This window comes from Sphingobium tyrosinilyticum (assembly GCF_042654265.1).
Taxonomy (GTDB): Bacteria; Pseudomonadota; Alphaproteobacteria; order Sphingomonadales; family Sphingomonadaceae; genus Sphingobium; species Sphingobium tyrosinilyticum.
Genome location: NZ_JBHSFZ010000029.1, coordinates 13260 through 34467, shown reverse-complemented (window position 1 = coordinate 34467; position 21208 = coordinate 13260). Strand labels below are relative to the sequence as shown.

Here is a 21208-nt window from a genome sequence, read left to right as displayed (position 1 = left end):
ACATCTTATCCCATGGCCGAATTCTCTCTGCCCAAGAACAGCAAGATTTCCGGTAAGGGCGTTGCCCATAAGGCGCCGGACGGGGCGAGCAACGTCAAGAGCTTCAAGGTCTATCGCTATGATCCCGACTCGGGTCAGAATCCGCGCTATGACACGTTCGAGATCGATCTCGACAATTGCGGACCGATGGTCCTGGACGCGCTGCTGAAGATCAAGAATGAATATGATCCGACGCTGACCTTCCGCCGGTCCTGCCGTGAAGGCATTTGCGGTTCCTGTTCGATGAACATGAACGGCAAGAATGGCCTCGCCTGCACCACCTCGATCGAGGAATGCGCCGGCAAGGAAGTGCGCATCACGCCGCTGCCGCACATGGACGTGATCAAGGATCTGGTTCCCGACTTCACGCACTTCTACGCGCAGTACAATAGCATCAAGCCGTGGCTGCAAACCGTCAGCCCGCCGCCGAGCGGCAAGGAGCGGCTGCAGTCGCCCGCCGATCGCGAGAAGCTGGACGGCCTCTATGAGTGCATCCTGTGCGCCTGCTGTTCGACCAGCTGCCCCAGCTACTGGTGGAACTCCGACAAGTTCTTGGGTCCGGCCATCCTGCTCCAGGCTTATCGCTGGCTGGCCGACAGCCGCGACGAATATACCGGCGAGCGCTTGGATGAGCTGGAAGATCCGTTCCGCCTCTATCGCTGCCACACCATCATGAACTGCGCGAATGTCTGTCCCAAGGGCCTGAGCCCGGCGAAGGCGATCGCGGAGACCAAGAAGATGATGGTCGAACGGCAGCTCTGATCGCGTGAGCGACGATGCGGGTCATGTGAGCCGCGCGCCCGATGGGCCGTGGGCTGGCTGGCTGGTCTGGACCGATCCGGTGGCGGGGACCTTCCTCGACGCATCGATCGGTCGGAGCTATTCGCGCGGTAACGGTCAGGGCAGGGCGACGGTGATGCTGGAAACGCAGCCGTCGCATGCCAACCGGCTGGGCGCGTTGCACGGCGGCTTTCTCGCGGGCTTTGCGGATCATGCCTATTTCGCAGGGCTTACCGCGATGGGACGGCCGGAACAGGCTGCTGCGGTGACGGTGGACCTTTCCATGCAATATTGCGGATCGGGCGAGGTGGGTTCCCCGCTTCAGGCTGAGGTCGAGTTGCTGCATGAAACGGGGCGGCTCATGTTCATGCGCCTGACGATCCATCAGGATGACAAGCTGGTCGCTTCATCGACGGCGACGGTGCGCAAGGTTCCCACTCCCAAATGAGCAGCGTGATCGAGCGTTATCGCGCGCTCGTCGCGGCAGGGGAATTGCGCGCCGACCTCGACCAGGAAGCAGCGGCGCAGCGACTGGATAGTCTGCAGCAGGAACTGGAAGCAGCCCCCCCGCGCGGCTCGACGCTCTGGAAATTGCTGCGCAAGCCCCCCGAACCGCCGCGCGGGCTTTACATGTGGGGCGGCGTCGGGCGCGGCAAATCGATGCTGATGGACCTGTTCTTCGACACGGTGAAGGTCCAGCGCAAAAAGCGCGCGCATTTCCATGAATTCATGATCGACGTCCATGCGCGGCTGGCCGAAGCGCGCAAAGCGGAGAAGGGCGACCCGATTCCACCCGTCGTGGAGTCTCTGGCGGAAGAAGCACGGCTGCTCTGTTTCGACGAAATGGTCGTCAACAATATGGCCGACGCCGCGATCATGTCGCGCCTGTTCACCGGGCTTCTCGACAAGCGGGTGACGATCGTCACCACCTCGAACCGGGAGCCGGACGAACTCTACAAAAACGGCCTCAACCGCCAGCTTTTCCTGCCCTTCATCGAATTGATCAAGAGCAAGCTGGATGTGATGACCCTCAACGGTCCGACTGATTACCGGCTTGACCGATTGGGCGACGCAAAGCTGTGGCATGCGCCTAACGGGCCAGAGGCGACCAGGGACCTTTCGGAGGCCTTTTTCCGCCTGACCGATTATCCGGTGGAGGATAGGGCTAAGGTTCCGGCCGAGGACATACAGGTGCAAGGTGGCAGGACGCTGCATGTGCCCAAGAGCCTGAAGGGCGTGGCGGTCTTCTCGTTCAAGCGCCTTTGCGCCGAAGCGCGGGGCGCACCCGATTATCTGGCGATCGCCCGGCGTTTCCACACGGTGATCCTTGTCGGCATTCCGGTGCTAGGTCCGGAGAAACGCAACGAAGCCGCCCGTTTCGTGACGCTCATCGACGCGCTGTACGAATATAAGGTGAAGCTACTTGCGTCCGCTGACGCGGAGCCGGTCCGGCTTTATCCCGAAGGGGACGGGGCGTTCGAGTTCGAACGAACGGTCTCGCGCCTCATGGAAATGCAGTCGGACGATTATCTGGCGATGGGTCACGGACCCAAATAGCGCCTTGTTTGGGCGTCCCCAAAATTCGCGCATTCCGGTCAAAAATGGCCCGGACGCTTCCCCCGGAAAGGGAAGCGTCCGGCAGGTGGCCGCTGCGGGAAAGGCCGGCGCCAGGGTAGGAGCGCGCGGCCGACAAGGGCTTTGAAAGCATTAATGCAATTGCGAATAAGTTGCAAAGATAAATCCGCTAGGAGGCTTTTAGTTGGTTGAATCCTTCATGAGATCGGCTTAAGCGAGCCAGCAATTCCAATTTTCCGTGCTTGGAGGATGATTGTTTATGGCCCGCAAGAAGATCGCGCTCATCGGCGCTGGCAATATCGGTGGTACGCTCGCGCATCTCGCTGCACTTAAGGGTCTGGGCGATATCGTCCTCTTCGATGTCGTCGAAGGCGTGCCCCAGGGTAAGGCGCTCGACCTTTCTCAGTGCGGCCCGGTCGAAGGTTTCGACGCCAAGATCACCGGCACCAATGACTATGCCGACATCAAGGACGCAGACGTCATCATCGTCACTGCCGGCGTCGCCCGCAAGCCGGGCATGAGCCGCGACGATCTTCTCGGCATCAACCTCAAGGTCATGAAGGCCGTGGGTGAGGGCATCAAGAACAACGCCCCCAACGCTTTCGTCATCTGCATCACCAACCCGCTCGACGCGATGGTATGGGCGCTGCGCGAATTCTCCGGCCTGCCGCACAACAAGGTCGTCGGCATGGCGGGCGTCCTTGACTCCGCGCGCTTCAGCCACTTCCTGGCTGAAGAGTTCCAGGTGTCGGTGAAGGAAGTGAACAGCTTCGTGCTCGGTGGCCATGGCGACACGATGGTTCCCGTCGTCGAATATTCGACCGTTGCGGGGATCCCCATCCCCGACCTCATCAAGCAGGGCCGCTCCACCAAAGAGCGCATCGACGCCATCGTCCAGCGCACCCGTTCGGGCGGCGGCGAGATCGTCGCGCTGCTCAAGACCGGTTCGGCCTTCTATGCGCCCGCCACCAGCGGCATCGCGATGGCCGAAGCCTATCTGTTCGACCAGAAGCGCCTGCTGCCCTGCGCCGCGAACCTGACCGGCCAGTATGGTGTCGACAATCTCTATGTCGGCGTGCCGGTGATCATCGGCAAGGACGGCGTCGAGCAGATCGTCGAGATCGAGCTGAACGACGAGGCCAAGGCCAACCTCCAGGTGTCGGTCGACGCGGTCAAGGAACTGCTGGAAGCCTGCAAGGGCATCGACTCCTCGCTCGCCTGAGCCAAGAGCTGCACCAGTGCGCCCCAGGTGAGTGAGCAGCCTGGGGCATGCTGCCTTCCATCTGAAGTGCCACGTCCACAGAATGTAAAGGGACTGACATGTCCATTCTGGTGAACAAGAACACCAAGGTCATCACTCAGGGTATGACCGGCGCCACCGGCACCTTCCACACCGAACAGGCGTTGGCCTATGGTACGCAGATGGTTGCGGGCGTCACGCCGGGTAAGGGCGGCACGAGCCATATCGGCCTGCCCATGTACGACACCGTCGCGGAAGCCAAGTCGAAGACGGGCGCCGATGCGTCGGTCATCTATGTTCCGCCGCCGTTCGCGGCTGACTCGATCCTGGAAGCGATCGATGCCGAAATCCCGCTGATCGTCTGCATCACCGAAGGTATTCCGGTGCTCGACATGGTCCGCGTGAAGCGCGCCCTGTCCGGCAGCAAGTCGCGCCTCATCGGTCCGAACTGCCCTGGCGTTCTCACCCCCGATGAATGCAAGATCGGCATCATGCCCGGCAGCATCTTCAAGAAGGGCTCGGTTGGCGTCGTGTCGCGTTCCGGCACCCTGACCTATGAAGCGGTGTTCCAGACCTCGAACGCTGGCCTGGGCCAGACCACGGCGGTCGGCATCGGCGGTGACCCTGTCAACGGCACCAACTTCATCGACGTCCTTGAGCTGTTCCTGGCCGACGACGCGACCGAATCGATCATCATGATCGGCGAAATCGGCGGCGATGCTGAAGAGCAGGCTGCTCAGTTCTTGATCGACGAAGCTAAGCGCGGCCGCAAGAAGCCGATGGCTGGCTTCATCGCTGGCCGTACGGCGCCTCCGGGCCGCCGCATGGGCCATGCTGGCGCGATCGTATCGGGCGGCAAGGGCGACGCTGAGAGCAAGATCGCGGCAATGGAAGCGGCTGGCATCAAGGTTGCGGCCAGCCCGTCCGAACTGGGCTCGACGCTCGTCGAAGTGCTCAAGGGCTAAGTCAAAGCAGACAGGGCGGCCGGGCTGCACCCCGGCCGCTCGTTACCCCGCTCCGCGACTGCACGCGGTCGGCATGGGACGCATGAGATGGGTTACGAAAACCAGGATTTTGAGACGGAGCGCGGGCCTAGCTGGGCGCGCCCGAACTGGCCGCTGACGGACACGGATGATCTGACCGGCGCGCTTGACCCGACGCAGATGCAGGTGGCGGTGAAGGCCGCCGCCAAGGCATCGGGCAAGGCGGTGTCAGATGCGGACGCGGTCAGCGCGGCTGACGATGCTATCCGGGCGCAGCTGCTGATCCGCACTTATCGCGTGCGTGGCCACCTGGCGGCTAATCTCGATCCCCTGGGGCTGACCCATCGTGAACTTCCGGCCGACCTGACGCCCGAATATCACGGCCTTACCGACTTAGAGAAGAAGATCTATCTCGGCGGTACGCTGGGCCTGCAATATGCGACCGTGCGCGAAATCGTTGCCATCCTGCGCGCCAATTATTGCGGCAATGTTGGCCTGGAATATATGCACATCGCCGATGTCGAGGAACGCGTGTTCCTCCAGGACCGGCTGGAAGGCAAGGACAAGGAGATCCACTTCACGCCTGAGGGCAAGAAGGCGATCCTGTCGAAGGTGATTCAGGGCGAGCAGTACGAAAAATTCCTGGGCCGCAAATATGTCGGCACCAAGCGTTTCGGCCTGGATGGCGGCGAGTCCATGATTCCCGCGCTCGAAGCGATCATCAAACATGGCGGCGCGCTGGGCGTGCGCGAGATTGTTTACGGCATGGCCCATCGGGGCCGCCTGAACGTGCTCGCCAATGTGATGGCCAAGGGCTTCCGCGTCATCTTCCATGAATTTTCCGGTGGTACGGCCAATCCCGAGGATGTTGGTGGTTCGGGCGACGTCAAATATCACCTCGGCACATCGACCGACCGTGAGTTCGACGGCATCAAGGTGCATATGTCGCTGGTGCCCAACCCGTCGCACTTGGAAACGGTCGATCCGGTGGTTCTGGGCAAGGTCCGTGCGCAGCAGACCTTCCGTGACGACTTGGGCAATCATGAGCAGGTTCTGCCCGTGCTGATCCACGGCGACGCTGCTTTCGCCGGGCAGGGCATCGTTTGGGAATGCCTGGGCTTTTCGGGGGTTTCCGGCTACAATACCGGCGGCTGCATCCACTTCATCGTCAACAACCAGATCGGCTTTACGACCTCGCCCCAATTTTCGCGCGGATCTCCCTATCCGAGCGACGTGGCGAAGGGCGTCCAGGCGCCGATCCTGCACGTCAATGGCGACGATCCGGAAGCCGTGACCTTCGCATGCAAGCTGGCAATCGAATATCGCCAGACCTTCCATCGCGACATCGTGATCGACATGTGGTGCTATCGCCGCTTCGGTCACAATGAAGGCGACGAGCCGAGCTTCACCCAACCGCAGATGTACGCGAAGATCCGCCAGCATCCTCCCGTCAGCGATGTCTATTCGGCTCGGCTGAAGGCGGAAGGCGTGGTTGATGATGATTTCGTCAACAAGGTAACGGGCGATTTCGTCAACCAGCTTGAGGAAGAGTTCGAAGCGGCAAAGAGCTACAAGGCCAATAAGGCTGACTGGTTCGCGGGTCGCTGGTCGGGCCTGCACAAGCCCGCCGACGCCGAAACCGCGCGGCAGAATGTCGAAAGCGCGATCAGCCAGAAACTGTTCGATAGCCTGGGCAAGACGCTGACCACGGTTCCCGAAGGGCTCAACGTCCACAAGACGCTGAAGCGCGTGATCGAAGCCAAAGCCGAGATGTTCAAGAACGGTGTGAACTTCGACTGGGCGACCGGCGAAGCGTTGGCGTTTGGCTCGCTGCTGTCGGAAGGCTATGGCGTTCGCCTGTCGGGCCAGGACTCCGGTCGCGGCACGTTCAGCCAGCGTCACGCCGTCTGGATCGATCAGGACAGCGAGAATAAATATATCCCGCTCTCGACCGTGCCGCACGGCCGCTTCGAAGTGTTGGATTCGCCGCTTTCCGAATATGGCGTGCTAGGCTTTGAATATGGCTTTGCGCTGGCCGATCCCAAGAGTCTCGTGCTCTGGGAAGCTCAGTTCGGCGATTTCGCCAACGGTGCGCAGATCGTGTTCGATCAGTATATCGCTTCGTCGGAAACCAAGTGGCTGCGTTCCAATGGTCTCGTTTGCCTGTTGCCGCATGGCTATGAAGGGCAGGGTCCGGAACATAGCTCGGCGCGTCTGGAACGCTTCCTGCAGCTTTGCGCCGAGGGAAATATCCAGGTCGCGAACATCACGACCCCTGCGAACTATTTCCATGTCCTGCGTCGTCAGATGCTGCGGCCTTTCCGCAAGCCGTTGATCATCATGGCGCCCAAGTCGCTGCTGCGTCACAAGCTGGCGGTGAGCAAGGCCGAGGACTTCCTGGGCGAGACGCACTTCAAGCGGATCCTGTCGGACCCTAACGGGGCGGCTGATGCGGATACCCGCCGCCTGGTGCTCTGCTCGGGGAAGGTCTTCTATGACCTGCTCGAAGCGCGCGACGCGGCCGGTGACACGGATGTTCAGATTGTTCGTATCGAACAAATCTATCCGTTCGCCACCGAAGCGCTGGCCACGCGCATCAAACGCATGACCAGCCTGGAAGATGTGGTTTGGTGCCAGGAAGAGCCGCGCAACAATGGCGCCTGGTTCTTCGTGGAACCCTATGTCGAGGAAGCGTTGGCGCAGGCTGGCAAGGCGCCGATGCGCGCGCGCTATGCGGGCCGCAAGGCTGCCGCTTCGCCCGCCACGGGCCTCGCCAAGCGCCATGTCGCCGAGCAGGGCGCCCTCGTCGCCGATGCGCTGGGCCACAGCGTTCGTGAAGAAATCCGCCGCCAGAAGAAAGGCTGACACAGCTCATGGCAACCGAAGTCAAAGTTCCCACCCTGGGCGAATCCGTCACCGAAGCAACCGTTGGCCAGTGGCTTAAGAAACCCGGTGAGGCCGTCAAAGCCGACGAGCCGATCGTCAGCCTGGAAACCGACAAGGTTGCGGTTGACGTGCCTGCGCCGGTCGCTGGTACGCTAGGCGACATCATCGCCAAAGAAGGCGATACGGTGAATGTCGGCGCATTGCTGGCGATGATCAATGAGGGCGCTTCAGCAGATCCCCCCTCGGCGGCTGCTCCGGCTCCCGCCGCGAAGGCGGAAGCTGCAATGCCAGCGCCTACCGCTGCGGCCTCTGCAGACGACGATGAGGGTGGCAACCTGACGCTTTCACCTGCCGTGCGCCGGCTGGTGCTGGAGCATGGTCTCGATCCCAGCAAGATCAAGGGCACCGGCAAGGACGGTCGCCTGACCAAGGACGATGTCATGGCCGCCGTTGCCGCGGGCACGGCCAAGGCGACCGCTTCGGTTTCTGCCCCCGCGCCCGCTGCTGAAGCACCGGCTGCTGGCCCCAGCCGCAAGCAGGAGCGCGTCAAGATGACCCGCTTGCGCCAGACCGTCGCCAAGCGTCTCAAGGAAGCCCAGAACAACGCGGCGCTCCTCACCACCTATAATGACGTCGATATGACCAACGTCATCGAGGCGCGCGCGAAATATAAGGATCTGTTCGAAAAGAAGCACGGCGTTCGCCTCGGCTTCATGGGCTTCTTCACCAAGGCCGTCTGCATGGCGCTGCGCGACATTCCCGGCGTCAACGCACAGATCGAGGGCGACGAGATCGTCTATAACGACTTTGCCGACATTTCGGTGGCTGTGTCGGCGCCGAACGGTCTGGTCGTGCCGGTCATCCGTAATGCGGAAAGCCTGAGCGTCGCAGATATTGAAAAGACGATTGGCAACTTCGGCAAGAAGGCCAAGGAAGGCGCGCTGACCATGGAAGATATGAAGGGGGGCACCTTCACCATCTCCAATGGCGGCGTGTTCGGGTCGCTCTTGTCGAGCCCGATCATCAATCCCCCGCAATCGGCGGTGCTGGGCCTTCACCGGATCGAGGACCGTCCGGTCGTCCGCAACGGTGAGATCGTCATCCGTCCGATGATGTATCTGGCGCTCAGCTATGATCATCGCCTGATCGATGGTCGTGAAGCCGTGACCTTCCTGGTTGCGGTCAAGAATGCGATCGAGGATCCGACCCGCCTGCTGATCGACCTGTAAGGGGCAGCCCTATCGTTCCGTTCGGGCTGAGCCTGTCGAAGCCCCGTCCTTTTTGCGAAGGACAAAAGAAGAAGTGAGGCCCTTCGACAGGCTCGGGGCGAACGGAGATTGTTATGGCAGACTTCGATTACGACGTTCTGGTGATCGGCGCTGGCCCGGGCGGCTATGTCGCTGCGATCCGCGCGGCACAGTTGGGCCTCAAGACCGCTTGCGCCGAGAGCCGCAACACGCTTGGCGGCACCTGCCTCAATGTCGGCTGCATCCCGTCCAAGGCGCTGCTGCACGCTTCGGAACTATATGAGGAAGCGGCCGGCGGCGCGCTCGCCAAGCTGGGCGTCAAGATCGACAAGATGAGCCTGGACCTCGACACCATGCAGGGCCAGCGCAAGGATGCGGTGAAGGGTCTGACCGGCGGCGTCGAATTCCTGTTCAAGAAGAACAAGGTCGATTGGTTGAAGGGGCTCGCCAGCTTCATTGGACCGAACACTGTTGACGTCGCGGGCAAGTCCGTGACCGCCAAGAACATTATCATCGCGACCGGCTCATCCGTCACACCGCTGCCGGGCGTTGAAGTCGATAACAAGAAGGGCCTGATCGTCGATTCCACTGGCGCACTGGAACTCGACAAAGTCCCTGATCATCTTGTCGTCATCGGCGGCGGCGTCATCGGGCTGGAACTGGGTTCCGTGTGGCGTCGGCTGGGTTCGAAGGTCACAGTGGTCGAGTTTCTCGACCAGATCCTGCCCGGCATGGATGGTGAAGTTCGCAAAGAGGCGAACAAGATATTCAAGAAGCAGGGCTTTGAATATAAGCTTGGCACCAAGGTGACCGGCGCGGAGGCGCACAAGAAGGGCGTCACCTTAACGGTCGAGCCCGCCGCCGGTGGTGCTTCGGAAACGATCGAAGCGGATGTCGTGCTGGTGTCGATCGGTCGTCGCCCGAATACGGATGGCCTGGGCCTCGACAAGATCGGCCTAGAACTGAACGCTCGCGGCCAAATTGAGACCGATCATGATTTCGCGACCAAGGCGCCCGGCGTCTGGGCGATCGGCGACGTGATCCCCGGGCCAATGCTGGCGCACAAAGCCGAGGACGAAGGCATTGCCGCCGCGGAGAATATCGCGGGCCTGACCGGCATCGTGAATCATGATGTGATCCCCTCGGTCGTCTATACCAAGCCTGAAATAGCGGGCGTGGGCCTGACCGAGGAAGCCGCCAAGGAGCGTGGCGCGATCAAGGTCGGTAAGTTCCCGATGCTGGCGAACAGCCGGGCCAAGACCAATCATGAGCCTGATGGCTTCGTGAAGGTCATTGCCGACGCTGAAACCGACAAGGTTCTGGGCGTGTGGGTGATCGCGACGGTAGCCGGCACGATGATCGCGCAGGCGGCGCAGGCTATGGAGTTCGGCGCTTCGAGCGAGGACATCGCCTATACCTGCCACGCGCACCCAACGCATAGCGAAGCGATCAAGGAAGCCGCGATGGCGGTGACGGGCAAGCCGATCCACATGTGATCGCTGTCTCGACCTCTCAGTCGAGGTTAAAGGGCCGCCTTTCGGGTGGCCCTTTTCTTTTTCAAGCGCTGACGATCCGCTGAGGGAAGACGGGTTCCGCAGCCGGCGAAGAGAGGGCGCGCCGAACGCAGACCCGGTTGCGACCGCGTGATTTCGCTTCGTAGAGTGCCTCGTCAGCGCGCGCGATAGCGTCGTGGATCGATCGGTCGCTCCGCTGCACGGTGGAAAGCCCGAAGCTGGCGGTCAGCACATGCGCAAGTTGCAGCGTAACCGCCACCGTTCGAGTAAAGCTTTCCCGCAGGTCGTTGGCGACCTCCGCAGCCCGGGCCGCGTTCGTGCCCGGGAGGAACAGGACAAATTCCTCCCCGCCAAAGCGCGCGGCAATGGCGCCGGGCGGTGCGGCCGCGATGATCAGTTGAGACAGCGCGCTGATCACCGAGTCGCCGAGTGCGTGTCCATATTCGTCGTTGACGGCTTTAAAATGATCGATGTCGCAGACGATGAGGCTACCACCATGCCCACCTTCCGCTTCGATCCTGGCGACTGCGTCATCAAAGCCGCGGCGGTTGAACAAACCCGAAAGAGGATCGATCATCGCCTCGCGTTGATAGCGGCCCAGCAAAACAATCACCTGCGTCGCCAGCGCGGAAAGCGCTAGAAACAGTCCGAAAATGCAGGCCAGCGCTTGCATCAGATAGGCATAATTGCTGGTGAGGAAGTCACTGCCGGCAGAAAGAGTAAGGGGGACGGTGCTGCCGCGCACAAGATTGTCCAAGGCGACAAGACATGCCGCAGCGAACAGCGCTCGATCCGCACCCCCACGCAAATGGCCTTTCGCGGCGATGAGCGGGAGTGCGATAAGGAGGAAGCATCCGAAGTCCGATGCAACCAGCTCAAGGGGCAAATTATCGACAATATTCGCGATGACACAGAGCAGTAGCGAACCGCCCCAGATACTTAGCCGAACCGGCAAGAGCCAGGATGGCCGCCAGCGTTGCAATAGCGCCTGGCTGAAAAGCAAAAAGCCGGTCGCGAACAGCAGATCGGCGATAATGCTCCACAGCGGTGTAGGGATCGCCGCGAAGCCGGCAGGCGCGGAAAAGCCCGCGGCGATGCAGAAAAAAGCCGCGCTCCACCAGCCTGCCGCACGCACATGCCAACCCCAGACGATCAGGAAAACGACCCCGAAGCTCGCCATCATCACCGGCAGGAAGAAAGCGTAGTTCTCGCCCATGCTGTCTGCCCTCTATCTGGTTGACGGTAAGATGCCGGGCACAAGGCTGCCGTGCGGGACGCGGTATAAGGCCTGACTTAACAAATACTTCCAAAATCGATGAGATGTTGGTCCGTTATGGACTAACGGCCGTCACGCAGGTCCACCCAGCCAGTTTTTCAGGAGCGGCAGCAACTCATCGAAATGATGGATGACGGCGTCCGCCTTCAGTTGTTCGACAGGGCCATCGAGGAAACCGAAGCTGACCGCGATACTGGGAATGCCCGCATTGCGCGCGCCCGCGATGTCGTTGATCGTGTCGCCCAGGAAGATGGTGCGGCCGCCGCCCGCGCGTGCGATCATTTCGTGAATGGGGGCAGGATCAGGCTTTGCTACACCTAGCGTGTCGCCGCCCACGACGCTGGCGAAACGGTCTGACAGGCCGATCTGGTGAAGCAGTGGAATGGTGAAGCGTTCCGCCTTGTTCGTGCAAATGGCGAGCTTCAAGCCTGCCTGCTCTAGCGCCGTCATCGCTTCCAACAAACCCGGATAGGGTATGGAATGGATGGCGAGGTTTTGCTCATAATAATCGAGCAGGATCGGCAGCATCCTCGCCAGCAGATCATCATCATAGCCGCCGGACGCCGTCAGCGCGCGCTCCAGCATGACTTTCGCGCCCTTGCCAACGAAAGGGCGGATCGCATCGACGGGAAAGGGCGGGCGGCCATCCGTCGCGATCGCATAATTGACGGCAGCCGCCAGGTCGCCGCTGGTGTCGAGCAAGGTGCCGTCAAGGTCGAAGCCTACTATGTCAAAAGGAATGCTGGTCATCGGCGGCTCATGCGGTCTGCGCGGTGGCAAAGGCAAGTCAAACGTGGCAGAGAGCGATGAGATTTATCGATCTTTTCACCCAAGAAGAGGACGCGTCCGCCGTGACCGCCACCCGCCCACTCGCCGTCATCATCCTTGCCGCCGGGCAGGGTACGCGAATGAAATCGGCCAAGCACAAGGTGCTGCACCCCGTCGCGGGCCGGCCGATGCTGCTGCACCTGCTCAGCAGTATCGCAGAGCTTGACCCCGAGCGGCAGGTGGTGGTTGTCGGGGCTGGCCGTGATCAGGTGGAAGCGGCTGTGGCAGGCACCGGTGCGGTGATCGCGGTGCAGGAGCAGCAACTGGGCACGGGCCATGCCGTCGCGCAGGCGCATGACGCGCTCGCTGGTTTTGCGGGCGATATCCTGATCCTCTATGGCGATGTGCCGCTGGTCCGGCCTGAGACGATGCGGGCGATGCTGGACCGGCTGAACCTGGGGGATGAACTGCGCGCCGTGGTTCTGGGCTTCCGGCCGGAAGATGCCGGGGCCTATGGCCGGATCATCACCAATGGTCAGGGCATCATCGGCAAGATGGTCGAATATAAGGATGCAGACGCTGCTGAGCGTGCGGTGACGCTGTGCAACTCCGGCCTGATGGCGGTGCGATCGACCGATCTCTTCGTGTTGCTGGACAAGATCGGCAACAACAATGCGGCGGGTGAATATTATCTGCCCGACATCATCATGCTGCCCGGAACGCAAAGCGCAGTCATCGAAACGGAGGCGTGGGAGGTGGCTGGCGTCAATAGCCGGGCTGAGCAGGCGGTGATCGAGGCTGCGTGGCAGGACCGGCGGCGCAGTGAGGCTATGCGCGACGGCGCGACGCTGATCGCACCAGAGACCGTGTTTTTCGCCTATGACACGGCGCTGGGCCGCGATGTGGTGATCGAGCCCAATGTCGTGTTTGGACCCAGTGTAACGGTCGCCGATAATGTGGTGATCCGCGCCTTTTCGCACCTTGAAGGGGCGACAATCGGGACGGGCGCGGAGATCGGCCCTTATGCACGGCTGCGCCCAGGAGCGAAGATCGGCGCCAAGGCGAAGGTCGGCAATTTCGTCGAAGTCAAAAAGGCGGAACTGGGCGAGGGCGCGAAGGTCAACCACCTGTCCTATATCGGCGATGCCAGCATTGGGACCGGCGCGAACATTGGGGCGGGTACGATCACCTGCAATTATGATGGCTTCTTCAAATATAAAACGGAGATTGGCGCAGGCGCCTTCATCGGCTCGAACAGCGCGCTGGTCGCGCCGGTGAAGATCGGCGAGGGGGCAATCGTGGGCGCAGGCAGCGTCGTGACGCAGGAGGTAGAGGCCGACGCGCTCTGTCTTGTTCGTCCTGTGCAGGAGGGGAAGCCAGGCTGGGCAGCACGCTTCCGGGCAAAAATGCAGGCGCGCAAAGCCGCCAAGTGACGCGTCTTTTTAGCCGCCGGGGCTGCGTCTGGGCCTTGCTGCTGCCCTGCCTGCTGCTGACCAGCTTTGCCTTGTGGCTTTGCGACAATGCCCGCGTCATGCCGGTGGTGCGACGCATGGAGATCGCGCTGCCCTATCCCGCGGGTGCGATGCGGCAGCCGGTGACAGTAGCATTGTTGACGGACAGTCACCTGTCCGGGCCGGACAACAGCCCCGAACGGATGACAAGGATCGTGCGGCAGGTAAACCGACTAAAGCCCGACCTCATCCTGCTGGGCGGGGACTATATCGGAGACCCTAAGGGTGGCGCGACGTACGACGCAGCAGCGAGCATTGCGCCCTTTGCCGGGCTGCGCGCTCCCTTGGGGGTGCTGGCGGTGCTGGGTAATCATGACGCGAAACGTCATGCCAAGGTCAATGGCAAGCAATGGCGTCAGTTGTTCGCGAGGATTAGTATTCCGTTGCTACTCAACGAAGCCGTCCGGCGAGGGCCGCTGGTGATCGGCGGGTTGCGGGACATCTATACGAGCCGGCCGGACATCCCCGGCACCTTGCAAGCAATGGAGGAGCTGGGCGGCGCGCAGGTCGTCCTGTCGCACGGACCGGATGTGCTTCCCGCCCTGCCGGACAGGCCGCTGCTGACGCTGGTGGGGCATACACATTGTGGTCAGGTGGCGCTGCCGTTTGCCGGGATCGTCTATGTACCGTCCCGCTTCGGTACGCGCTATGCCTGTGGCCTATATCGCGAGGGCGCGAAATCGATGATCGTGTCGGCTGGCGTCGGCACCAGCGGGCTGCCGATCCGGATGCTCTCACCGCCGGATGTCTGGCTGGTGACAATTCGTCCAGAATGATACTGGCCCCTGTCGCTGGCATGCCGATCATGGCATAGGTGGGCGGAAGGCAGCGCTTCTCTTTTCTTTGCATGACTTTGAGGCTCAGGATTCATGTGCGGTATCATCGGAATCATCGGTAAGGACGATGTGGCGGAGCGGCTTGTCGAAGGGCTGCGCAGGTTGGAATATCGCGGCTATGACAGCGCGGGCGTTGCGACGGTCTATGAGGGCGCGATCGAGCGGCGGCGGGCGGAAGGCAAGCTTGCCAATCTGGTGAAGGAATTAGCGAATTGTCCGCTGCCGGGAACGACGGGCATCGCACATACCCGCTGGGCGACGCATGGGGCGCCGACGACCAATAATGCGCATCCGCATGCCACGAAGGAAGTGGCGCTGGTGCACAATGGGATCATCGAGAATTTCAAGCCGCTGCGTGAGGAACTGACGGGGCGCGGGCGTCGTTTCGATAGCGAAACGGATACCGAAGTCGTGGCCCATCTGGTGAGTGAACTGGTCGAGCAGGGCGCTTCGCCGCAGGAGGCCGTCCGCCAAGTGCTGCCGCGCCTGCATGGCGCTTTTGCCCTGGCGATCCTGTTCCGCAGCCATCCGGACATGCTGATCGGCGCGCGGCTCGGGTCGCCCCTGGTGGTCGGTTATGGCGAGGGCGAGACCTATCTCGGCTCCGACGCGCTGGCGCTGGCTCCGCTGACGCAGCGCATCGCCTATCTGGAGGAGGGCGATTGGGTCGTCGTCACGGCCGATGGCGCGGAGATTTTCGACAAGGACAACAACCCCGCCGAGCGACCCATCACCATTTCCGGCGTCACTGGCGAGCTGATCTCCAAGGGCAATCATCGTCACTATATGCTCAAGGAGATTTACGAGCAGCCGGTCGTGGTGGCGCAGACGCTGAAGTCTTACCTTCAGCGGATGGAGGACCGGGTCTCGCTGCCGATACCGGATTTTGACCTGGGAACGATCCGCCGCGTCACCATCGTCGCCTGCGGCACCAGCTATTATGCGGGGATGGTCGCGAAATATTGGATCGAGCAGTTCGCCCGCGTCCCCGTCGATATCGATGTGGCGAGCGAGTTCCGCTATCGCGCGCCGGTGATGGAGGATGGCGGGTTGATGATCGTCATCAGTCAGTCCGGTGAGACGGCAGATACGCTCGCCGCGCTGCGTTATGCCCGCGCGGAGGGGCAGAAGATCGCCGCCGTCGTCAACGTGCCGACCAGCACCATGGCGCGGGAGGCTGACCTGCTGCTGCCAACCCATGCAGGGCCGGAAATCGGCGTCGCTTCAACCAAGGCCTTCACCTGCCAGCTGGCGGTGCTGGCCGCGTTCGCCGCCAACCTTGCGCGCGCCAAGGGTCGGCTCGACGCCAAGGCGGAGAAGGAACTGGTGCGGCACCTGTCCGAAGCGCCCGCTGCGCTCAATGGGGCGCTGGCCTATGACGAGTCGATCGAGGATATGGCGCATCTGGTCGCGGGTGCGCGCGACGTGCTGTATCTGGGGCGTGGGCCGGACTATCCGCTGGCGCTGGAAGGGGCGCTGAAGCTCAAGGAAATCAGCTATATCCATGCCGAAGGCTATGCCGCTGGCGAGATGAAGCATGGGCCGATCGCCCTGATCGACGACAAGGTGCCGGTGATCGTGCTGGCGCCGAGCGGGCCGCTGTTTGAAAAGACCGTCAGCAATATGCAGGAAGTGCAGGCGCGCGGCGGCAAGGTTATTTTGATTTCCGATTATGATGGGGTTCAGGCCGCGGGCGAGGGCTGCATCGCGACCATCACCATGCCCAAGGTCCATCCACTGATCGCGCCGATGATTTATGCGGTGCCGGTGCAGTTGCTTGCCTATCATGTGGCGGTCGCGAAGGGCACGGATGTCGATCAGCCGCGTAACCTGGCGAAATCGGTGACGGTGGAGTGAGGTAAAGCCTACGGAAGCAGTCGGAGGGCCTTTCCGTTCGCCAAGAAAGCCCTCTGACAAGCTCAGGGCGAACGGTTTCAAGGCGATCTCGACCCAACGCGGTTCGTTCATTCCTCACGGGTGAAGCGGAAATGGTCGCGAATGCGGCGGTTGAAGAAGCCGCCCTTCGACGTGGCCTTTCGCATGTCGGCGACCAGCTTCTCCGGCACGTCATGATAGCTATAGCGCCTACCGCTGACGAACTGCACATCCAGCCGGTGTTGCGCGGCATCATAATCGAAGCGGCGGATGACGGTCGAAGGCATGCAGGTTATAACCCCTGTGGCAGGACGGATGTTTCCTGAAAGCAGGAGGGGCAATGGCCGCTCATCTGGTGATCGTCGGCGGCGGCCCTGCGGGGATGATGGCTGGCCTGCTGTTCGCGCGAGCGGGGGTCCCGGTCACTGTGCTGGAGAAGCATGGCGATTTCCTGCGCGATTTTCGTGGCGATACGGTTCACCCCTCCACGCTGGAACTGTTTCGCGAACTCGGCCTGCGTGACCGCTTGCTGGAACGGCCGCACAACAAGGTCAGCGAACTGGCGGGGCGCGTTGCCGGGCGGCGGATGCGGATAGCCGATTTCCGCCGTTTGCCGGTGGAAAGCCGCTTCATTGCGCTAATGCCGCAGTGGGATTTCCTGGATTTCGTGGCGGACGAGGCGCGGCACTATTCAGGTTTTGCCCTGCGCATGAATGCGGAGGCGATAGGGCTTGGCTATGACGGCAGCGGGCGCGTCAATGCCGTGCTGCTCGCCGGCGGCGAGAGGGTGGCCGCCCAATATGTGATTGCGGCGGACGGGCGCCGGTCGGTGTTGCGAGAGGCGGCGGCGCTGCCGCTGGAGGATATCGGCGCACCCATGGACGTTTTCTGGTTCGGTTTGCCGAAGCGGGAGACGGCGGAAAATCAAAGCATGGGCGTGTTCGAAGCCGGGCGGCTGTTCGTTCAGATCGACCGGGGCGATTATGGGCAGTGCGCCTATGTCTTTGCCAAGGGGCAGGCGGATGCCGTGCGCGCCAGAGGGTTGGAGGCGTTTCGGGCCGAGATCGGAACGCTGGCGCCGGATATGGCGGAAGCGGCGCGGGACCTGACGAACTGGGATCAGGTGAAACTGTTGTCGGTGGCGCTCGACCGCCTGACGCGCTGGTATCGGCCGGGGCTGCTGGCGATCGGAGATGCGGCCCACGCCATGTCGCCGGTTGGCGGTGTGGGGATCAACCTAGCTATTCAGGATGCGGTGGCGGCGGCGAATTTGATGGCGGGCGCAATGGCCGAGGGGCGGGATGTGGACGCTATCGCGCCTCTGGTGCAGCGGCGGCGACTGCTGCCGACGCGGATTATCCAGCGGATGCAGAAGATGGCCCATGACCGGATTATCGGGGCGCTGCTGGACCCGGATGCGCGGCTGACCGCGCCGCCCTGGCCGGTCAAGTTGCTGGATCGCTTTGCGGTTTTGCGGGGGATCCCGGCGCGGCTGGTGGGATTGGGATTCCGGCGCGAGCATATCCGGTCGCCCGATGCCGGAGGACGGATTTAGCAGCTTTGGGCTTGTCGGGGTGTGAAGAATGGGGCTTCGACAGGCTCAGCCCGAACGGTGGTGGGCGGCTTCTTGCATTGCTGAGGTAGTTGACGGTGAGAGGCGTCTTGCGACTGATCACCCACCGCCCGGCGCATTGTGCCCGCCTGCCGGGACGGGGCCACCGCTGGGGGCGTGAGCGTGATCGGGGCTGCTGTCCCAATCGATATGGTAAAGGTCGAACCGCCGGTCGCGCAGGTTGCGTACCGTGCCTTCCGCGCGGGCCCAGCTGAGGTCCGCGAGGTTCACGTCGGCCATGGTCAGCGTTTCGACATTCTCGGTCGATTCCGCCGCGATGCCGTCGCGCGCGAAAGGGAGGTCGCAGGGCGTCAGGATCGCGCTCTGTGCATATTGAATGTCCATATTATCGACATTGGGCAGATTGCCGACATTGCCGGACATCACGACATAGCATTGGTTCTCGATCGCGCGGGCCTGCGCACAGTAGCGGACGCGCATATAGCCCAGGCGAGAGTCGGTGCAGAAGGGCACGAAAATAATGCGCGCGCCCTGATCGACGAGGCGACGCGCCAGTTCGGGGAATTCACTGTCGTAGCAGATGAGGACGCCGATCGGGCCGCAGTCGGTCTGGATAACGTCCAGCGAATCGCCGCCCTTGATGTTCCACCAGAAGGCTTCGTTGGGCGTGGGATGGATCTTTTCCTGCGTGTGAACCGAACCGTCGCGCAGGGCGACATAGGCGATATTCTGGATATCGCCATCATCGGCTCGCGTCGGGTGAGACCCGCCGATGATGTTGATATTATATTCCAGAGCCATCCGCGTTAGCTCCTTGGTCAGGCGCGGGGTATAGCCGGTGAGCTTGTCGATCGCTTCAAGCGGCGAGAGCTTCTTCGTTTCGAAAGAGAGCAGGGGAAGGGTGAATAGCTCCGGAAAGACGATGAAGTCGGACCTGTAATCCGCCGCCACATCGACGAAATATTCGATGTTGCGGATGAAAGCGTCGAAATCCTCGACCGCGCGCGCCTGAAGCTGGCAGGTGGCGAGGCGGACGCTTTCGACGCCGCGCGGGACCCGCATTTCGGGGGCTTCATCCGGATCGACATAAGGATTGCGCCAAACAAGGTGAGCGGCGTGACCGTCCGACTGCTTGTCCTCGGGCAGGTAATTTTCGAGGACGCCCAAGGGTTCGAACTGGTTCTTGAGCTGGAAGCTGATGACCTGGTCACGCAGCTTGCCGTGGACCACCTTGTCCAGATAGTCGGCGGGACCATCGACGCGGCGTTTGGCGCGCGCGTAGCCGGGCATGCGGCCAGCGATGATGATGCCGTGCAGGTCCAGCTGTTCGGCCAGTTCCTTGCGTTCGTCATAGAGGCGCTGGCCGATGCGCAGGCCACGTAATTTGGGATCGACGGCCATTTCATAGCCGTACAGCCATTCACCCGCCGCGCTGTGTCGGGTGCCGAAGCCGTTGGCCGTGATCTCCTCCCAATCATGGAACGAAAAGGCCATCGTCCTGCTGACGCGCATGGTCGCGCAATAGCCGACGATCCGGTTATCGTAGAGGGCGACGAAGCAGCCATCCGGAAAATTGTTGATCTGACCCCGGAGCGTGGCCAGCGAATAATTGGACATGCCGGGATAGACACGGGCGATCAGCCGCTGAATGCCGCGTACGTCGGATGGGACCGCGGTGCGGACCTCCAGGCGTTTTCTGGTCGCGGTCGTCATTCAGATCTCCCGTCATGGAAAAGGCGGCGCTTGGGGCGCCGCCTTCATTCCGTTACCGTACTGAAATTCCCGAGAAGCGGATCAGTTCCGTGTTCTCAGTTCCACTTGGCCATTTCAGCTTCGAGGTTGACGCGGATCTGTTCGAAGAACTGTTCCGTCGTCATCCACGCCTGATCGGGGCCGATCAGCAGCGCCAGATCCTTGGTCATCGCGCCGCTTTCAACGGTTTCGATGCAGACCTTTTCCAGCGTTTCGGCGAACTTGGTCACTTCCGGCGTGTCGTCGAACTTGCCGCGGAAGGACAGGCCCTGGGTCCAGGCGAAGATCGACGCGATCGGGTTGGTCGAGGTCGACTTGCCCTGCTGATGCTGGCGATAGTGGCGGGTGACGGTGCCGTGCGCGGCCTCCGCTTCGACCGTCTTGCCGTCGGGCGAGAGCAGGACCGAAGTCATGAGGCCGAGCGAGCCGAAGCCCTGCGCGACGGTGTCCGACTGGACGTCGCCGTCGTAATTCTTGCAGGCCCAGACGAACTTGCCGCTCCACTTGAGCGCGGACGCAACCATGTCGTCGATCAGGCGGTGCTCATAGACGATGTCCTTCGCCTTGAACTGATCGGCGAATTCGGCGTCGAACACTTCCTGGAACAGATCCTTGAAGCGGCCGTCATAGGCCTTGAGGATGGTGTTCTTGGTCGAGAGATACAGCGGCCATCCGCGATCCAGCGCATAGTTCATGCTGGCGCGGGCGAAATCGCGGATCGAATCGTCAAGGTTGTACATGCCCATGGCGACGCCGGGGCTGGGGAAGGTGAAGACGTCCTTCTCGATCTTCTCGCCATTTTCGCCGTCCCACACCATGCGCAGCTTGCCGGGGCCGGGGACGAGGAAGTCGGTGGCGCGATACTGGTCGCCGAACGCGTGACGGCCGATCACGATCGGATCGGTCCAGCCCGGAACCAGGCGAGGGACGTTCTTGATGACGATCGGTTCGCGGAAGACGACGCCGCCCAGGATGTTGCGGATCGTGCCGTTGGGCGACTTCCACATCTGCTTGAGGTTGAATTCCTCGACGCGTGCTTCGTCGGGGGTGATAGTGGCGCACTTCACGCCGACGCCATATTGCTTGATCGCATTGGCGCAATCGACGGTGATCTGATCGTTGGTCTCGTCGCGCTTTTCGACGCTGAGGTCGTAATATTTCAGGTCGATGTCGAGATAGGGAAGGATAAGGCGCTCACGGATCCATTGCCAGATGATCCGCGTCATTTCGTCGCCGTCGATCTCCACGACAGGGTTTTTGACCTTGATCTTCGCCATGCGCCTCTTTCGCCTTCTTGGTTCGGTTGGAATTTGCGACACGCCCTAGGGAAAGCGGCGGCAATGTTCAACTGCG

The 21208-nt window shown here is 61.8% G+C and carries 17 protein-coding genes; 12 read left to right on the top strand and 5 right to left on the bottom strand.

Annotated features, from left to right (window positions below):
• Positions 1-12: 12 nt before the first annotated feature.
• From ACFO3E_RS13090 to lpdA, 8 genes are all read left to right on the top strand, one after another.
• Positions 13-801, top strand: coding sequence for a succinate dehydrogenase iron-sulfur subunit (locus tag ACFO3E_RS13090; protein ID WP_062115037.1), 789 nt, complete (start codon positions 13-15; stop codon positions 799-801).
• A gap of 4 nt (positions 802-805) precedes the next feature.
• Positions 806-1267 (top strand): PaaI family thioesterase, encoded by a 462-nt coding sequence (locus ACFO3E_RS13085; RefSeq protein ID WP_380805306.1) that lies wholly within the window; start codon positions 806-808, stop codon positions 1265-1267.
• The gene (zapE, locus tag ACFO3E_RS13080) at positions 1264-2376 is read left to right on the top strand and encodes a cell division protein ZapE (protein ID WP_066524457.1); all 1113 of its coding nucleotides are present in this window, start codon (positions 1264-1266) and stop codon (positions 2374-2376) included. Before ACFO3E_RS13085 ends, zapE begins: the two co-directional genes overlap by 4 nt.
• Before the next feature lie 277 nt (positions 2377-2653).
• The gene (gene mdh, locus ACFO3E_RS13075; RefSeq protein WP_066524456.1) at positions 2654-3616 is read left to right on the top strand and encodes a malate dehydrogenase; all 963 of its coding nucleotides are present in this window, start codon (positions 2654-2656) and stop codon (positions 3614-3616) included.
• Between the two features lie 98 nt (positions 3617-3714).
• The gene (sucD, locus tag ACFO3E_RS13070; RefSeq protein WP_066524454.1) at positions 3715-4599 is read left to right on the top strand and encodes a succinate--CoA ligase subunit alpha; all 885 of its coding nucleotides are present in this window, start codon (positions 3715-3717) and stop codon (positions 4597-4599) included.
• 87 nt (positions 4600-4686) lie between these two features.
• Positions 4687-7482 (top strand): 2-oxoglutarate dehydrogenase E1 component, encoded by a 2796-nt coding sequence (locus ACFO3E_RS13065; protein WP_380805301.1) that lies wholly within the window; start codon positions 4687-4689, stop codon positions 7480-7482.
• Between the two features lie 8 nt (positions 7483-7490).
• Complete coding sequence (gene odhB / locus ACFO3E_RS13060; RefSeq protein ID WP_380805299.1) at positions 7491-8732, top strand: 2-oxoglutarate dehydrogenase complex dihydrolipoyllysine-residue succinyltransferase; 1242 nt, start codon at positions 7491-7493, stop codon at positions 8730-8732.
• A 113-nt stretch (positions 8733-8845) separates the two neighbouring features.
• Positions 8846-10246, top strand: a complete 1401-nt coding sequence (gene lpdA, locus ACFO3E_RS13055) for a dihydrolipoyl dehydrogenase (RefSeq protein WP_380805297.1) — start codon at positions 8846-8848, stop codon at positions 10244-10246.
• 61 nt (positions 10247-10307) lie between these two features.
• On the opposite strand, the gene ACFO3E_RS13050 is transcribed toward lpdA, so the two are convergent.
• Positions 10308-11480: a GGDEF domain-containing protein gene (locus ACFO3E_RS13050; RefSeq protein ID WP_380805295.1), complete on the bottom strand. Its 1173-nt coding sequence runs from the start codon at positions 11478-11480 to the stop codon at positions 10308-10310.
• A 132-nt stretch (positions 11481-11612) separates the two neighbouring features.
• Positions 11613-12290, bottom strand: coding sequence for an HAD family hydrolase (locus tag ACFO3E_RS13045; protein ID WP_066524447.1), 678 nt, complete (start codon positions 12288-12290; stop codon positions 11613-11615).
• Between the two features lie 158 nt (positions 12291-12448).
• Here ACFO3E_RS13045 and glmU point away from each other — a divergent pair, with 158 nt between their 5' ends.
• The 3 genes from glmU to glmS all read left to right on the top strand — a co-directional run bounded on the left by glmU (position 12449) and on the right by glmS (position 16512).
• Positions 12449-13741: a bifunctional UDP-N-acetylglucosamine diphosphorylase/glucosamine-1-phosphate N-acetyltransferase GlmU gene (glmU, locus tag ACFO3E_RS13040; protein ID WP_380805384.1), complete on the top strand. Its 1293-nt coding sequence runs from the start codon at positions 12449-12451 to the stop codon at positions 13739-13741.
• The gene (locus ACFO3E_RS13035) at positions 13738-14595 is read left to right on the top strand and encodes a metallophosphoesterase (RefSeq protein ID WP_380805291.1); all 858 of its coding nucleotides are present in this window, start codon (positions 13738-13740) and stop codon (positions 14593-14595) included. Before glmU ends, ACFO3E_RS13035 begins: the two co-directional genes overlap by 4 nt.
• 93 nt (positions 14596-14688) lie before the next feature.
• Positions 14689-16512, top strand: coding sequence for a glutamine--fructose-6-phosphate transaminase (isomerizing) (glmS, locus tag ACFO3E_RS13030; protein WP_380805289.1), 1824 nt, complete (start codon positions 14689-14691; stop codon positions 16510-16512).
• A 107-nt stretch (positions 16513-16619) separates the two neighbouring features.
• Here glmS and ACFO3E_RS13025 read toward each other — a convergent pair whose 3' ends face one another.
• Positions 16620-16817 (bottom strand): KTSC domain-containing protein, encoded by a 198-nt coding sequence (locus tag ACFO3E_RS13025; RefSeq protein WP_066524439.1) that lies wholly within the window; start codon positions 16815-16817, stop codon positions 16620-16622.
• Positions 16818-16870: 53 nt separating this feature from the next.
• Between ACFO3E_RS13025 and ACFO3E_RS13020 the strand changes: the two genes are divergently transcribed.
• Positions 16871-18085 carry an FAD-dependent oxidoreductase gene (locus ACFO3E_RS13020; RefSeq protein WP_380805286.1) on the top strand — a complete coding sequence of 405 codons (1215 nt, stop codon included), beginning with the start codon at positions 16871-16873 and terminating at the stop codon, positions 18083-18085.
• A 117-nt stretch (positions 18086-18202) separates the two neighbouring features.
• Here the strand turns inward: ACFO3E_RS13020 and ACFO3E_RS13015 are convergent, their stop codons facing one another.
• Positions 18203-19816, bottom strand: a complete 1614-nt coding sequence (locus ACFO3E_RS13015) for a GNAT family N-acetyltransferase (RefSeq protein WP_380805285.1) — start codon at positions 19814-19816, stop codon at positions 18203-18205.
• Positions 19817-19911: 95 nt separating this feature from the next.
• Positions 19912-21132: an NADP-dependent isocitrate dehydrogenase gene (locus ACFO3E_RS13010; protein WP_066524435.1), complete on the bottom strand. Its 1221-nt coding sequence runs from the start codon at positions 21130-21132 to the stop codon at positions 19912-19914.
• Between the last annotated feature and the right edge of the window lie 76 nt (positions 21133-21208).